Source organism: Variovorax sp. MSC1_012 (assembly GCF_023667525.1).
Lineage (GTDB): Bacteria > Pseudomonadota > Gammaproteobacteria > Burkholderiales > Burkholderiaceae_C > Variovorax > Variovorax beijingensis_B.
In genome coordinates this window covers 315,212-329,476 of the sequence record NZ_CM174443.1, presented here as the reverse complement: position 1 = coordinate 329,476, position 14,265 = coordinate 315,212, and the positions used below count along the sequence as shown (strand labels likewise).

Annotated in this window: 14 protein-coding genes; 6 read left to right on the top strand and 8 right to left on the bottom strand. The window is 68.8% G+C overall.

All coding sequences use genetic code 11. The annotated features are described in order from the left end of the window. Position 1: 1 nt before the first annotated feature. The 3 genes from L1081_RS01580 to L1081_RS01570 all read right to left on the bottom strand — a co-directional run bounded on the left by L1081_RS01580 (position 2) and on the right by L1081_RS01570 (position 3,111). A complete protein-coding gene (locus L1081_RS01580; protein ID WP_489414884.1) occupies positions 2–826 on the bottom strand; it encodes a class II aldolase/adducin family protein in 825 nt (274 codons plus the stop codon). Positions 827–975: 149 nt separating this feature from the next. Then, positions 976–2,085: an LLM class flavin-dependent oxidoreductase gene (locus L1081_RS01575; RefSeq protein ID WP_489414883.1), complete on the bottom strand. Its 1,110-nt coding sequence runs from the start codon at positions 2,083–2,085 to the stop codon at positions 976–978. Positions 2,086–2,121: 36 nt separating this feature from the next. Then, entirely contained in the window at positions 2,122–3,111 is a 990-nt protein-coding gene (locus L1081_RS01570; RefSeq protein ID WP_489414882.1) for an ABC transporter substrate-binding protein, read from the bottom strand. A 109-nt stretch (positions 3,112–3,220) separates the two neighbouring features. On the opposite strand from L1081_RS01570, the gene L1081_RS01565 reads away from it, so the two are divergent. The 5 genes from L1081_RS01565 to L1081_RS01545 all read left to right on the top strand — a co-directional run bounded on the left by L1081_RS01565 (position 3,221) and on the right by L1081_RS01545 (position 8,026). Beyond that, the gene (locus tag L1081_RS01565; protein ID WP_489414881.1) at positions 3,221–4,453 is read left to right on the top strand and encodes an acyl-CoA dehydrogenase family protein; all 1,233 of its coding nucleotides are present in this window, start codon (positions 3,221–3,223) and stop codon (positions 4,451–4,453) included. Further along, positions 4,450–5,430 (top strand): ABC transporter substrate-binding protein, encoded by a 981-nt coding sequence (locus tag L1081_RS01560; protein ID WP_489414880.1) that lies wholly within the window; start codon positions 4,450–4,452, stop codon positions 5,428–5,430. Before L1081_RS01565 ends, L1081_RS01560 begins: the two co-directional genes overlap by 4 nt. Continuing rightward, complete coding sequence (locus L1081_RS01555; protein WP_489414879.1) at positions 5,427–6,047, top strand: cysteine dioxygenase family protein; 621 nt, start codon at positions 5,427–5,429, stop codon at positions 6,045–6,047. Before L1081_RS01560 ends, L1081_RS01555 begins: the two co-directional genes overlap by 4 nt. Continuing rightward, entirely contained in the window at positions 6,044–7,669 is a 1,626-nt protein-coding gene (locus tag L1081_RS01550) for a rhodanese-like domain-containing protein (RefSeq protein ID WP_489414878.1), read from the top strand. Before L1081_RS01555 ends, L1081_RS01550 begins: the two co-directional genes overlap by 4 nt. A 135-nt stretch (positions 7,670–7,804) precedes the next feature. After that, positions 7,805–8,026: a hypothetical protein gene (locus L1081_RS01545; RefSeq protein WP_489414877.1), complete on the top strand. Its 222-nt coding sequence runs from the start codon at positions 7,805–7,807 to the stop codon at positions 8,024–8,026. A 15-nt stretch (positions 8,027–8,041) separates the two neighbouring features. Here L1081_RS01545 and L1081_RS01540 read toward each other — a convergent pair whose 3' ends face one another. The 3 genes from L1081_RS01540 to dcd all read right to left on the bottom strand — a co-directional run bounded on the left by L1081_RS01540 (position 8,042) and on the right by dcd (position 11,191). Beyond that, positions 8,042–9,502: a DEAD/DEAH box helicase gene (locus L1081_RS01540; protein ID WP_489414876.1), complete on the bottom strand. Its 1,461-nt coding sequence runs from the start codon at positions 9,500–9,502 to the stop codon at positions 8,042–8,044. 131 nt (positions 9,503–9,633) lie between these two features. Then, on the bottom strand, positions 9,634–10,527 hold the full coding sequence (gene ypfJ / locus L1081_RS01535; protein WP_489414875.1) for a KPN_02809 family neutral zinc metallopeptidase: 894 nt from the start codon (positions 10,525–10,527) through the stop codon (positions 9,634–9,636). A gap of 97 nt (positions 10,528–10,624) precedes the next feature. Beyond that, entirely contained in the window at positions 10,625–11,191 is a 567-nt protein-coding gene (gene dcd, locus L1081_RS01530) for a dCTP deaminase (RefSeq protein WP_018905384.1), read from the bottom strand. Between the two features lie 98 nt (positions 11,192–11,289). Here dcd and L1081_RS01525 point away from each other — a divergent pair, with 98 nt between their 5' ends. Next, a complete protein-coding gene (locus L1081_RS01525) occupies positions 11,290–11,697 on the top strand; it encodes a hypothetical protein (RefSeq protein ID WP_489414874.1) in 408 nt (135 codons plus the stop codon). 25 nt (positions 11,698–11,722) lie between these two features. Here L1081_RS01525 and guaD read toward each other — a convergent pair whose 3' ends face one another. Together guaD and L1081_RS01515 are read right to left on the bottom strand one after the other, a co-directional pair. Continuing rightward, positions 11,723–13,009, bottom strand: coding sequence for a guanine deaminase (guaD, locus tag L1081_RS01520; RefSeq protein WP_489414873.1), 1,287 nt, complete (start codon positions 13,007–13,009; stop codon positions 11,723–11,725). A gap of 95 nt (positions 13,010–13,104) precedes the next feature. Further along, positions 13,105–14,220 carry a BMP family ABC transporter substrate-binding protein gene (locus L1081_RS01515; RefSeq protein WP_489414872.1) on the bottom strand — a complete coding sequence of 372 codons (1,116 nt, stop codon included), beginning with the start codon at positions 14,218–14,220 and terminating at the stop codon, positions 13,105–13,107. Positions 14,221–14,265: the final 45 nt, after the last annotated feature.

Below are 14,265 nucleotides of genomic sequence, written 5' to 3'. Positions count from 1 at the left end.
TTTAAAGGAGCAGATCGGGCTCCGCTTCGACCAGGCCTTCGTAGAGGCTGTCAAAGGAATGGATGGCCCCCTCCGGCCCTCCGATCTGGCTGTGCGTGTGGCGCGCGGTTTCCTCGTCGATGGGCTGCGGCTTGCCGGCGGCCTCGGCGAGGAGTTGCGTGTGGCAGGCGTTGTCGAGCGCGATGTACCACCAGGCGGCGGCCTCGACCGTGGGGCCCGCGGTCAGGATGCCGTGGTTCTTGAGGATCGCGCCCTTCCTGTCGCCCAGCGCCCGCGCGATGCGCTCGCCCTCGCTGGTGTCGACCACCATGCCGGTGAAGTCGTCGAACAGCGCCACGTCGCCGTGGAACACGCAGCTGTCCTGCGTGATCGTGTCGAGCTTGCGGCCGAGCGTCGACCAGGCCTTGCCGTAGGTCGAGTGCGTATGCGCGGCCGCGACGATCTTCGGGTTGTGCTCGTGGATCGCGGCATGGATCGCGAAGGCGGCCTTGTTGAGCGGCCGGTCGCCGATCACCGTCTCGCCCTTCGCGTTGACGAGCAGCAGGTCGGACACCTTGATGCGCGAGAAGTGGATGCCCAGCGGGTTGACCCAGAAGTGGTCGCTGAGCTCGGGGTCGCGCGCGGTGATGTGGCCGGCCAGGCCTTGGGCGAAACCGAAGCGGGCGAACAGGCGGAACGCGCTTGCGAGGCGCTCCTGCCGGTGGCGGCGCTCGGCCTGCACGCTGGTGCGCGGGGGGATCGGATCGAACCAGTACTTCTGCTGCGGATGAGGGTTGAGCTTGAGCGGCTGGGCCGCGTGGCGGTCGATGGAAAGAACGGCATTCATCGGAGATCTCTTGGGGTATTGGGTATTGCTCCTTCCCCTCCCGGGGGAAGGTTGGGATGGGGGCACAAAGGCCTCAAAGGCCATGGCAGTGGTCAAGGCCGCGAGCCCCCACCCCTGCCCTCCCCCGGAAGGGGAGGGAGAAAGTCAGGTCACGCCGCTTTCCGAGCCGAAGCCGCGCGCTGCGCCACCAGCTCGCGCGTGCGCGGAATCAGCTCGCGCCCGTAGTCGGTGGCGTCCTCCAGCGGATCGAAGCCGCGGATCAGGAAGGTGGTCACGCCCAGGTCGTAGTAGTCGAGCAGCGCATCGGCAACCTGCTCGGGCGTGCCGACCAGCGCGGTGCTGTTGGAGCGGCCGCCGATCTCCTGCGCCACCGCCGTCCACAGGCGCTTGTCGAGCCGCGTGCCCTTCTCTGCCGCGGCGAGCAGGCGCTTCGCGCCTTCGCTTTGCTGCGGGCCGCCGCGGTTGTAGCCCTGCACCACGCGCAGGCGCTTCGTCTCGGCCAGGATGCTGTCGGCGCGCGCCCATGCGGCCTCTTCGGTCTGCGCGAGGATCGGGCGGAACGAGACCGAGAAGCGCACGCTGCGCCCGTGCTTCGCGGCCTCGGCGCGCACGCGCGTCGTGAGCTCGCGCGCCTGGTCGAGCGATTCGCCCCACAGCGCATACACGTCGGCATACTTGCCCGCCACCGGAATCGCCGCCTCCGAAGCACCGCCAAAGTACACAGGCACATGCGGCCTGCCATTGCGCGTCTGCACCGGCTTCACTTCGGAGAAAGCGTTCTGGAAGCGGTAGTGCGCGCCTTCGTGGTCGAAGGGCTTGTCGGCGGTCCACACCTTGTGCAGCACGTCGAGGTATTCGTCGGTGCGCGCATAGCGCTGGTCGTGGCCGAGCCAGTCGCCGTCGCGGCGCTGTTCCTCGTCGGAGCCGCCCGAGATGTAGTGCACCGCGAGCCGGCCGCCGCTGAACTGGTCGAGCGAGGCGAACTGCCGCGCCGCCAGCGTGGGGGCGACGAACCCCGGGCGGTGCGCGAGCATGAAGTGGATGCGTTCGGTGACCGATGCGGCATAGGCCACGGTAAGCGTGGCATCGGGGCCGGTCGAATGGTGCGGCACCAGCACGCGGTCGAAGCCGGCGTTCTCGTGCGCCTGCGCAAAGGCGCGCACGTAGTCGCGGTCGATGGCCGGGCCCTTGGCGGCGTGGATCTCCGAGACCTTCTGGCCCTGGATCATGCCGATGAATTCGATGTCGTTCTGGCTCATGGTGTCCTCGTGTTTTCAGGGTGATGTGTGCGTTGTTCAGGCGGCGGGCAGGCGAAGCACGCTCTCGAAGCGGCGGTCCCACAGGGGCGTCACGTCGGCCGGGCCGTCGAGCACGCCGATCTTCAGGAAGGTGTCGGCCACTTCCTGGTGGCTGCGCACCACGGCGTCGGTGACCGGTCCCAGGCTGTAGTCGCCGCTGCGGCCGTTGAAGAGCTCGACCAGGTCGCCGACCGGCACGCGCGTCTCGGCCGACTGCGCACGCGCATAGGCCAGGAAGTTGCCGTTGATCCATGCGAAGGCGCGCTGCAGGCGCTGCAGCAGGTCGCCCAGCGCCGCGCGGCGCAAATCGTCGTCGAGCGCGCGCGGGTTAGCGTAGATGGGGAAGTTGCCCGACAGGTAGCCCACGCCGGTCTTGATGGTGCGCGCGCCGTATTGGATGCGCGCGATCTGGCCGTTGTAGCCGTAGATGGCCCAGGCATCGAGGTCGCCGCGCGCGAAGGCCGAGAGGCCGTCCGAAGGCGTGAGGCTCACGGCCTGGATGTCGCTGAACGAGAGGCCCGCCTCGGCCAGCTGCCGGGCCAGGTAATAGTGCGAGGTGGTGGCGCGCACGTAGCCCACGCGCTTGCCCTTGAAGTCGGCAATGCGGCGGATCGGCGAATCCTTGCGCGCCAGCGTGGCCTGGTTGTTGAGGTCTTCATGCGTCACGGCCACCAGCCGCACGCTGGACTTCTGGCGCGCCGCGAACACCGGCGGAATTTCGCTGCCCGAGCCCAGGTCGAGCGCATCACCATTGATGGCCTCGATGTGCAGCACGCCGTTGTTGAGCTCGCGCCAGTCGATCCTGTAGGGCGTGTTGGCCTGGCCGGAAGCCTGCAGCAGTGGCCGCCAGAGCCCCTTGTAGGTGCCCACGCGCAGCGTGACACCAGAGAGGTCGCGTGCCGGTGCCGCGCCGGCCGCGGCCAGGGCGCTCCAGCCCGCGGCGGCCTGCAGCAGGCGTCGCCTGTCGATCGGGAAGTCAGATGTCATGCACCGGACCGTACCGGGGCAGCCGGAAAAAGCGAACGCAGAAAAACGAGTTTGCATATGCGGGATGCGTCGTTTCCGGCGCGGCGCGGTCCCGCTACTGTGCGCAGCCATGAGTGCACTCCCCTTGCGCCGCCCGCCGGCCACGAATGAAGACCCCACGCCTGCCACCGTCGATGCCGCACTGCTCGCGCATCTGTCGGCGCTGTTCGCCGCCACCGCGGCCGATCACGACCGCAGCGGCGCCTTTCCACATCCGAACTTCGCGGCCTTGCAGTCGCACGGCCTCGTCGGCCTGGTAGCGCCCCCGGCGCACGGCGGCGGCGGTGCCACGCTGGCCACGGCGCGCCACGTGATCGCGGCGGTGGCACGCGGCGAGCCGGCGACCGCGCTGATCCTGACGATGACCTACCTGCAGCACCACGCCCTCGCGCGCAGCGACAGCCGTTGGCCGCCGCACCTGCGCGAGCGCGTGCTGCGCAGTGCGGTGGAACGCGGTGCGCTCATCAACGCGCTGCGCGTCGAGCCCGCGCTCGGCTCGCCCGCGCGCGGCGGGCTGCCTGCGACGGTCGCGCGCCGCGAAGGCAGCGGCTGGAGGATCGACGGCCACAAGCTCTACACGACAGGCATCGAAGGCCTCTCGTGGCTCGCCGTGTGGGCCCGCACCGATGAAGCCACGCCGCGCACCGGCGTGTTCCTGGTGCCGCGCGATGCGCCCGGCGTGCGCGTGATCGCAAGCTGGGACCACCTGGGCCTGCGCGCCTCGGGCAGCCACGAGGTGGTGTTCGAGAACGTGGCGATCGAACTCGACCACGCAGTCGATCTGCGCGCACCGGCCGACTGGGCGCCCGACGCCGGCAGCCAGACCGACATCGACGCCCACGCCGCGCAGCAGGCCTGGATGACGGTGCTGCTCGGCAGCCTCTACGACGCAGTGGCGCAGGCCGCGTGCGGCTGGCTGGTGGATTTCCTGAACCATCGCGCGCCCGGCAGCCTGGGCGCGCCGCTCGCGAGCCTTGCGCGCGTGCAGGAGCATGCGGGAGAGATCGAAGCACTGCTTCGCACCAACCACGTGCTGCTCGACGAAGCCGCCCGCGCCGTGGACGAAGGCCGCGCGCCGCCGGCCACCGACAGCGGCCTGCTCAAGTACACCGTGACCGGCAACGCGGTCCGCGCGGTCGAGCTCGCGCTGCAGCTCAGCGGCAACCACGGCCTCGCGCGGCAGAACCCGCTGGAGCGGCACTACCGCGACGTGCTGTGCAGCCGCATCCACACGCCGCAGAACGACGCGATCCTGATGGCGGCGGGCCGGCGCGCGCTGCTGTCCGAGGGAGCCGCCGCATGACCGCCCTGCTGTTCTCCAAAGCCTCGCGCCGCCATTGGCTCAAGCAGGGCGCAGCGCTCTCGCTCGCGGCCGCCGCGCCGCTGCGCGCATGGGCGCAACCGCAGGCGACGCTGGTGCTCGGCGACCAGGCCGGCGGCCTGCGCGCGCTGTTCGAGGCCTCGAAGGCGCTCGAGGGTGCGCCCTTTGCGTACCGCTGGGCCAACTTCCAGGGCGCGGCGCCGCTGTTCGAGGCGCAGCGCAGTGCGGCCGTCGACACCGCAGTGGCCGGCGATTTGCCGGTGCTGGCGGCGGCGGTCGGCAAGACGCCGCTGAAGATCGTCGCCACGCGCGTCGGCAAGGCCGATGCCCTGGGCATCGTGGTGCAGCCCGATTCGCCGCTGCGCAAGGTGGCCGACTTGCGCGGCAAGACAGTGATCGTGTCGTCCGCGCGCGGCAGCATCTCGCAATACCAGCTCTACGGTGCGCTCGAGGAAGCCGGGGTGCGGCGCGACGAGGTCACGGTGAAGTTCGTGCTGCCGACCGATGCGGCCGCGGCCTTCGCGTCGAAGCAGATCGACGCCTGGGCCGTGTTCGACCCCTACTACACGATTGCGCTGCAGCAGGGTGGGCGCATCCTGCGCGACGGGCGCGGCATCAACACGGCGCTGGGCTTCATCACGGCCAGCGAGCCCTCGCTGGCCGACCCCACCAAGCGCGCTGCCATCGTGCAGTTTCTGGACCGGCTGGCGCGCGCAGGCGAATGGGCGCTGGCCAACCCCGAGACCTATGCGCAGGCCTACAGCCGGCTCACGCGCCTGCCGATCGAATCGGCCCGCATCATCACCGCGCGCGCCTCGGTCACGGGCCGGCCGGTCTCCGAAGCCGACATTGCCGCGCTGCAGACGGTGGCCGACCGCTCGGCGCGCGACGGCATCCTGCCGGTGCGCGTGGACGTGCGCGCCATCACCGATGCGCAGCTGTGGAAGCGTCCCGCGTGAGCCGCGCATTCGACGCCATCGCACCGCTGCGCGAATTCGTCGTCGCATTCGGCCGCCTGCTCGACAGCGGCCCCGGCGAGCCGCGCATTCTTTCCGAAGGCGGCGCCCTGCTTCGCACACTGGTGGCACGCGACGACTGGCTGCCCGATGCCTTTGCCCAACCCGACCCGGCGCGCTACCAGCAGTTTTTGCTGCATGCCGACAGCACCGAGCGCTTCTCGGTCGTGAGCTTTGTCTGGGGACCGGGGCAGGCGACACCGGTGCACGACCACACGGTGTGGGGCCTGATCGGCATGCTGCGCGGCGCCGAGTACAGCCAGGCCTATGCCGTCGGCAGCGACGGCCTGGCACGGCCGCAAGGCGAAGCGGTACGGCTCGATGCCGGCGATGTGGAGGCCGTGTCGCCCGCCATCGGCGACCTGCATCGCGTGCACAACGCGCATGCAGACCGCGTGTCGATCAGCATCCACGTGTACGGCGCCAACATTGGCGCCGTGCGGCGGCATACTTACCCGGCCGAGGGCGCACGCAAGCCCTTTGTCTCGGGCTACTCCAACACGCTGCTTCCCAACCTGTGGGACCGCTCATCCGAACCCAGATCGACGACATCCGCATGACGACCACCGCCTTCCCCCTGCTGCCCTTCGCCACCGTGCGCGCACGCCTGCTCGCGCGCGAGGAAACCGCGCTGCTCGACGTGCGCGAGGAAGACCCCTTCGCGCAGGAACATCCGCTGTGGGCTGCCAACCTGCCGCTCTCGCGCATCGAGATCGAGGCCTGGCGGCGAATTCCGCGGCGGGACACCTTCATCGTGCTGTACGGCGCGCACGGCGGCGTCGACCTGGCGCCGCTGGCCGCGCGCACGCTGGCCGCGCTGGGCTACACGAACCTGCACCTGCTCGAAGGCGGCCTCGAAGGCTGGCGCGCGGCCGGCGGCGAGCTGTTCCGCGACGTGAACGTGCCGAGCAAGGCCTTCGGCGAACTGGTCGAGCACGAGCGGCACACGCCCTCGCTCTCCGCGCCCGAGGTGAAGGCGCTGGTCGAGGGCAAGGCCAGCGTGGTGGTGCTCGACGCGCGCCGTTTCGACGAATACCAGACCATGAGCATTCCCTCGGCCACCAGCGTGCCCGGCGCCGAACTGGTGCTGCGCGTGCGCGAACTGGCACCCGATCCGGCCACGCAGGTGATCGTCAATTGCGCGGGCCGCACGCGCAGCATCATCGGCACGCAGTCGCTGGTGAATGCGGGCATTCCGAACCCGGTGGCGGCACTGCGCAACGGCACCATCGGCTGGAAGCTCGCGGGACAGGTGCTCGACCATGGCGCGGACCGCAAGGCGCCGGCCACGGTGTCCGATGCGCACCGCGCGCAAGCCCAGGCCGATGCGCGGCGCGTGGCCGACAAGGCCGGCGTGCGCCGCATCGGGCTCGATGCGCTGCACGCGCTGGAGGCCCCGGGGCGCACTGTGTACCGCTTCGACGTGCGCACGCCCGAGGAGTACGAAGCCGGCCACCTGCCCGGCTTTGCAAGCGCGCCCGGCGGGCAGCTGGTGCAGGAAACCGATCACCAGGTGTCGGTGCGCGGCGCGCGCATCGTGCTGGCCGACGACGACGGTGTGCGGGCTTCGATGAGCGCCTCGTGGCTTGCGCAGATGGGGTGGGAGGCCTACGTGCTCGACACGGTGCCTGCCGCTTCGGCCTTCGCCGAGACGGCCGCGCCGCCGCCCGCCTTTCCGCCCGCCGCGGCCATCGTGGGAGAGATCTCGCCCAGCGAGCTGGCGGCCCTGCTGAAGCAGCAGGACGGCACGGCAGTGATTGACGTGACCACCAGCGCCAACTACGTGAAGCGCCACATCCCCGGCGCCTGGTATGCCATTCGCGCCCAGCTGGCGCAGGCCATCGGCACGGCCATCCCGCCGGCGCAGCGCTATGTGCTGACCTGCGGCAGCAGCCTGCTCGCACGCTACGCCGCAGCCGACCTGCGCCTGCTGCTCGATGCGCGCGGCCAGCGCGACGTGGACGTGCTGGTGCTGGCCGGCGGCAACGCGGCATGGTTCGCAGCGGGCCTGGAGGCCGAAAGCGGAGAGACGCGGCTCGCGACACCGCGCACAGACCGCTACCGCCGGCCCTACGAAGGCACGGATGCGCCGGCGGAGGCGATGCAGGCCTACCTGGACTGGGAATACGGCCTTGTCGCGCAACTGGGGCGAGACGGGACGCACCATTTCCACGTGATCTGAGGGCGCTGCACACTCCCGGGAGGCCGGGCTTGCAACCGGCCGGTCACATTATTTCGCGGGGGTAAAGGAGGTCATCCGCCGATGGCGCGGGGCGTTTTCTGGGAATACCGATCAACTCGTCCCAGGAGCATCGCCATGAGACTGCCTGTTCTCGCTCTTTCGGCCGCCGCGCTGGCGGCCCTCCTGACCGGCTGCGTGGTCGCACCGGCGCAACCGGTCTACACGGCGCCGCCGGGCGTTGCCTATGTGGCCCCGACCTACGTATCGCCGGGCGTGGGTTTCGTGTGGAACTACCACCCACGCTACGGATATGGCTGGCACCACCCACGCTATGGGTGGCACCGCGGATGGAGGTAACCCTCCACCCGGGCGTCAGCTGGTTTCGGCGCTCTTGAAGAGGGCCGCGACCTTGCGCTTGGTCTTGATGTTGCTCGAGATGCCGCGCGAAGGCGTTGCCTTGGCAGCAGCTTCCCAGGCCGGCGTGGCGTCGGCCTGGCCCGGTTCGTAGGGCTTGTCGAAGAACGGATCGCGCGGCGCGGAAGGTGCGCGGTGCGGGCGTCCGCCGCCGCGCCGGGCTTCGGTCTCGCGGCGCTCGCGCGGCTGGTCGAGCACATCGCGCGCGTCACCGGCTTCGCCTTCTTCGCGCCAGTGGCGGCGTCCGTCATTGATGCGGCCGCGCGGGGTGTCTTCCTCGAACTCGACCGGTTCGAGCTCGATCTTCTTCTTGATCAGCTTCTCGATGTCGGCCACCAGGCGCACATCGTTGCCGCCGCTCGCAAAGCTCACGGCCAGGCCCGAGGCGCCGGCGCGGCCGGTGCGGCCGATGCGGTGCACGTAGTCTTCGGCGTTGAACGGAATGTCGAAGTTGAAGACCGCGGGCACGTCCTTGATGTCGAGGCCGCGGGCCGCGACGTCGGTGCACACCAGAAGGTCGACTTCGCCGGCCTTGAACGAGGCGAGCGCCTTCAGGCGTTCGTCCTGGCTCTTGTCGCCGTGCAGCGCGGTGGTGCGAAGACCTTCGCGCTCCAGCGAGCGCGCGAGGCGCGCGCAGCCGAGCTTGCTGTTGACAAACACGAAGGCCTGCGTGATGCCGCGCTGCTTCACGATCTGCTTGAGCGCGCGGCGCTTGTCGTCGTCGGTCACGCTGTAGAAGTGCTGCTCGACCGTGGAGGCCGTTTCGTTCGGCCGCGCCACCTCGATGGTGACCGGGTTCTGCAGGTAGCTGCCTGCAAGCCGCTTGATCTCGGGCGAGAAGGTGGCCGAGAACAGCAGCGTGGTGCGCTGCTTGGGCAGGTAGCTCAGGATGCGCTGCAGGTCGGGCAGGAAGCCGATGTCCAGCATGCGGTCGGCCTCGTCGAGCACCACGTACTCGACCTGGTTGAGCACCGCGTTCTTGGCCTCGATGTGATCGAGCAGCCGGCCCGGCGTGGCCACCAGCACTTCGACGCCCTTCTTGAGTTCGAGCGTCTGAGGCTTCATGTCGATGCCGCCGAACACCACCGTGCTGCGCAGGTTGGTGTACTTGGCGTACAGCTTGACCTGCTGGGCCACCTGGTCGGCCAGTTCGCGCGTGGGCAGCAGCACCAGCGCACGCACCGGATGCCGCGCGGGCGAGGTGGAGGCGTTCTCGTGCTTGAGCATGCGCTGCAGCAGCGGCAGCGAAAACGCCGCGGTCTTGCCGGTGCCGGTCTGCGCGGCCCCCATCACGTCCTGCCCCGAAAGCACGACCGGAATGGCCTGCTCCTGGATGGGAGTCATGGTTTCGTAGCCCATTTCGGCTACGGCGCGCGCCAGCGGTTCCGCCAGCGATAGATTGGAGAAGGAGCTTGTCATTAAGCCTTCTATTGTCGCACTGCCGCAAAAAATGGCAGTGACAGCGGCGCGACAAACTCCGCGCCGGCGGTATTGCTATTTATATTATAGCAACAAACTCAATGTCCGCGCGGCTTTTTCGCCATCAATACTCAAAGATTACGTGCATTGAAGGTATCGCAGGACTTGACATCGCCGCTTTGATAGCCCGCGCCGAACCAGCGCTGGCGCTGCGCGCTCGATCCGTGGGTGAAGCTGTCGGGCACCACCGCGCGGCCCGCGGAACGCTGCAGCGCGTCGTCGCCGATCTTCTGCGCGGCATTCATCGCGGCCTCGATGTCGCCCGGGTCGAGCCACTTCTTCGACTCCTGCGAATGGTGCGCCCAGATGCCGGCAAAGCAGTCGGCCTGCAGCTCGACGCGAACGCTCAGCGCGTTGTTCTGCGACTGGCTCAGGCGCCCGCGCATGCCGTCGACCTTGGCGGTCACGCCGAGCTCGTCCTGCACGTGGTGGCCGACCTCGTGCGCAATGACATAGGCCTGCGCGAATTCGCCGGGGGCGCCGAGCTGGTTCTTGAGCGTGTCATAGAAGGCAAGGTCGATGTAGACCTTCTTGTCGCCGGGACAGTAGAACGGCCCCATGGCCGCCTGGCCGGTGCCGCATGCCGTGGGCGTGGCGCCGCGGAACAGCACGAGCCGCGGCGGCTGGTAGGTGCCGCCGTTCTGCCGGAAGATGTTCGTCCAGACCACTTCGGTGTTGCGCAGCACGGTCGAGACGAAGGCTGCCTCGCGGTCGCTCGAGGGCGGCTTGGGTGCGGGGCCTTGCTGTTGCTGCTGCACCTGGACCTGTTCGCCACCGCCGCCGCTCAGGAGGCTCAGCACGGTCAGCGGATTGATGCCGAAGATCCAGCCTGCGATCAGCGCGACGGCAATGGTGCCGATGCCGATGCCCCGGCCGCCGATGAAACCGCCGCCGCCACGGCCACCACCACCTTCACCGCGGCGGTCCTCGACGTTCTCGGATTGTTCGTTGCCTTCCCATCTCATCGCAGTCTCCTTGCCGGCCTTGCGGGTTTGCCGGATCGCCTCTGGATGGTACTTGGCCCGGCCGCCGGCTGCGTAACCGGCGGTCAGAATGCGTGGATCAGGTCTTGGGCAGCGTGACGCCGCGTTGCCCCTGGTACTTGCCGCCGCGGTCCTTGTAGCTGGTCTCGCAGACTTCGTCGCTCTCGAAGAACAGCACCTGCGCGCAGCCCTCGCCCGCATAGATCTTGGCGGGCAGCGGCGTGGTGTTGCTGAATTCGAGCGTCACGTAGCCTTCCCATTCGGGCTCGAAGGGCGTCACGTTGACGATGATGCCGCAGCGCGCATAGGTGCTCTTGCCCAGGCAGATGGTGAGCACGTTGCGCGGAATGCGGAAGTACTCGACGGTGCGCGCCAGCGCGAAGCTGTTGGGCGGGATGATGCAGTAGTCGCCGTGCATGTCGACGAAGCTCTTCTCGTCGAAGTTCTTCGGGTCGACCACGGTGCTGTGGATGTTGGTGAAAACCTTGAATTCAGGCGCGCACCGGATGTCGTAGCCGTAGCTCGAGGTGCCATAGCTGATGATCTTGTGGCCGGCGGCCTCGCGCACCTGTCCGGGCTCGAAGGGCTCGATCATGCCGGTCTGCTCGGCCATGCGCCGGATCCATTTGTCGCTCTTGATGCTCATATGCGGTCGCTGATGCTGCTGCGGGGAGGAATGGCGCGAATTGTGGCATGCGCCCGGCGCGCGCGGCCCGCCGACGGCTTGGGTCTATCCTGCGGGCCATGCCCCAGATCCGCGATCCGCAGCCCCTTCTCCCCCGTTCAACGCCATCGGGAAAACGCCCGTGGCGCACCGTCCAGTTGGTGCTGGGTGCCGCGCTGGTCGCCGGCGGGGCCTGGGCCGTGGGAACCCGGCTGCTGCTGATGCTTTTCCATACGCCTGGCATGCTCTACGCGGAACTCTTCATCGGCGGCGAAAGGGCGGCGGCGGCCGGCGCGCAATTCCACCAGGCGCTTGTCGAGGGCGTCGTCTCGCTGATCGCCGCGGCCTACGGGGTCGTGCTGGTCCTGTGCGGAACCATGAACTGGCGGCTGGTGAAGGCCTCGCTCTGGTTCTGCGGCCTGGTGGCCGTGCTGGCCGCAGCGTTCGCGTTCAAGATCTGGCGCGGCGTTGCCGCGGGCGGCGGTTGATTGGACTGAGCGCGCGCCTCCGGCATCATCCCGCCTGCGAGATCACCGTCCGCTCGATCAGCCGGTCGTCGCCCAGCACGATCATCGAGAACAGCAGCTCCTCCAGGCTGTTGGCGTGGGCGGCTTTGCGCGCCATCAAAGGCGTGGCCTGCGGGTTGAGCACCAGGAAGTCGGCCTCGCAGCCCGGCTGCAGGTTGCCGATCACGCCCTCGAGTCCCAGGGCGCGCGCCGCGCCCGCGGTATGGCGCCACCACAGCTGCGAAGGCGCAATGCTCAGGCCGGCCTTGGTCTGCCCCTCGCGGCCCACGTAATAGGCGGCCATCATCGTGTGGAAGGGGCTGAAGCTGGTGCCGCCGCCCACGTCGCTGGCCAGCCCGTACGGGTAGCCCACGCGGTCGGCCGCGCCGAAGTCGAAGAAGCCGCTGCCCAGGAACAGGTTGCTGGTCGGGCTCACGGCCGCGGCCGTCTTCGTGTCGCGCAGCAGCGCGCGGTCGGTGTCGTCGAGGTAGATGCAATGCGCGTACACGGCGCGTTCGCGCATCAGCCCGAAGCCGGCATACACGTCGAGGTAGGAGCGCGCCTCGGGATAGAGCTCGCGCACCCACGCCACCTCGTCGCGGTTCTCGGCCACGTGCGACTGGATCCACGTGTCCGCATACCTGGCGGCCAGCTCGCCCGCGCCGCGCAGTTGGGCGTCGGTGCTCGCGGGCGCGAAGCGCGGGGTGATGGCGTAGCCCAGGCGGCCGGTGTTGTGCCACTTGCGGATCAGCGCCTCGGAGTCGATGAGGCTCTGCTCGGTTTCGTCGCGCACGCCGTCCGGCGAATGCCGGTCCTGCAGCACCTTGCCGCTGATCATGCGCAGGCCGCGGCGCTGTGCGCCTTCGAAGAAGGCATCGACCGAAGCCACGTGCGAAGTGGCAAAGGTGAGCGCCGTGGTGACGCCGTTGCGCAGCAGCTCGTCGAAGAACACGTCGGCCACTTCGTTCGAATGCGAGGGGTCGACGAATTTTGCTTCCGCCGGAAAGGTGTAGTTCTCCAGCCAGGGCAACAGCCCCGGCGAGGGCGAGCCGATGATGTCCGTCTGCGGAAAGTGGATGTGCATGTCCACGAAGCCCGGCGCGAGGATGCGGCCCGGCAAATGGGTCGGCTCCGCATCGGGGTGGCGCGGCGACACGGCGGCATGGCTGCCGGCGTCGAGCACGCGCTGGCGGCCGGCGCTGTCGGGCGCAACGACCAGCAGGCCGTCTTCATCGAAAACGGGCAGGCCCGCGTCGTCGAATCGCAGGAGGGAGGCGCGGTAGGCTGTTTTCATCGTGGTTGCCGAGGGTAATCCAGCCCCGGGCCGCCGCAATTTCCATGTGCGTATGAGTGCTATATGCCAAAGCCACTCGGCAAGCGCCCGGCCAACTAACGCGCCACCCGCCCCTGCACACCTTCCACGAGCCAGTTCATCTTCAGGATCTGCTCGTCGTTCAGCTGCGCACCCTTGGCGATGACGCTGCGGCCTTCGTTGTCGCGCACGTCGCCCGCCACCGCGCGGAACGGCTGCAGCCTGCCGACGGCGATGTCCTTCTGCCGCGCCAGCACCTCGTCCTGCACCGCCTTGGGCACCTTGCTGCCGAAGTCGCCTACGCGGATCATTCCTTCCTTCACGCCGCCCCACACATTGCCGCTTTTCCAGTTGCCGTCGAGCACCGCCCGCGCACGCTCGGTGTAGTAGCCGCCCCACTGGTGCGTGACGGCGACGATCTGCGCGTCGGGCGCGATCTTGCGCATGTCGGAGTGGTAGGCCACGGCCATCTTGCCGCGTTCCTGCGCCGCGGCCATGACGGCCGTGGAGCCGGTGTGGAAGGCGATGACGTCGGCGTTCTGGTTGAACAGCGCCATGGCCGCGTCGCGCTCCTTGGGCGGATCGAACCACTCGTTGAGCCACACCACGGCCACCTTGGCATCCGGGTTCACCGAGCGCATGCCGAGCGTGAAGGCGTTGATGCCCTGCAGCACCTCCGGAATCGGAAAGCCCGCCACGTAGCCGGCGATGTTCGTCTTGGTCATGCGGCCGGCCGCGATGCCCGCGAGATAACGGCCTTCGTAGTAGCGGGCATTGGCGGTGGCGACATTGGGCGCGGTCTTGTAGCCGGTGATGGACTCGAACTTCACGCCGGGGAAGTCCTTCGCGACCTTCATCGTCGGCTCCATGTAGCCGAAGCTGGGCGTGAAGATCAGCTGGCAGCCCTGCTGCGCGAGGTCGCGGATCACGCGCTCGGCGTCGGCGCCCTCGGGCACGTTCTCGACGAAGGTGGTGCGCACCCGGATGCCCAGCGCCGCATCGACCGCCTTACGGCCTTCCTCGTGCTGGCGCACCCAGCCGGCATCGGTGACCGGAGTGACATAGACGAAGCCGATCTTCAGCGTGTCCTTGCCGAGAGGCGGTTTTGGTGGCGGTGCCTGTGCAAAGGCGGGAGATAGAAAACAGGCGGCCACCCACGCCAGAACGGCGCGGCCCGCGAGGTTTTTGTACATGGTGGTCCTCTACATGGCCCCGGAAAAGCAAGAACCCGCAGCCGG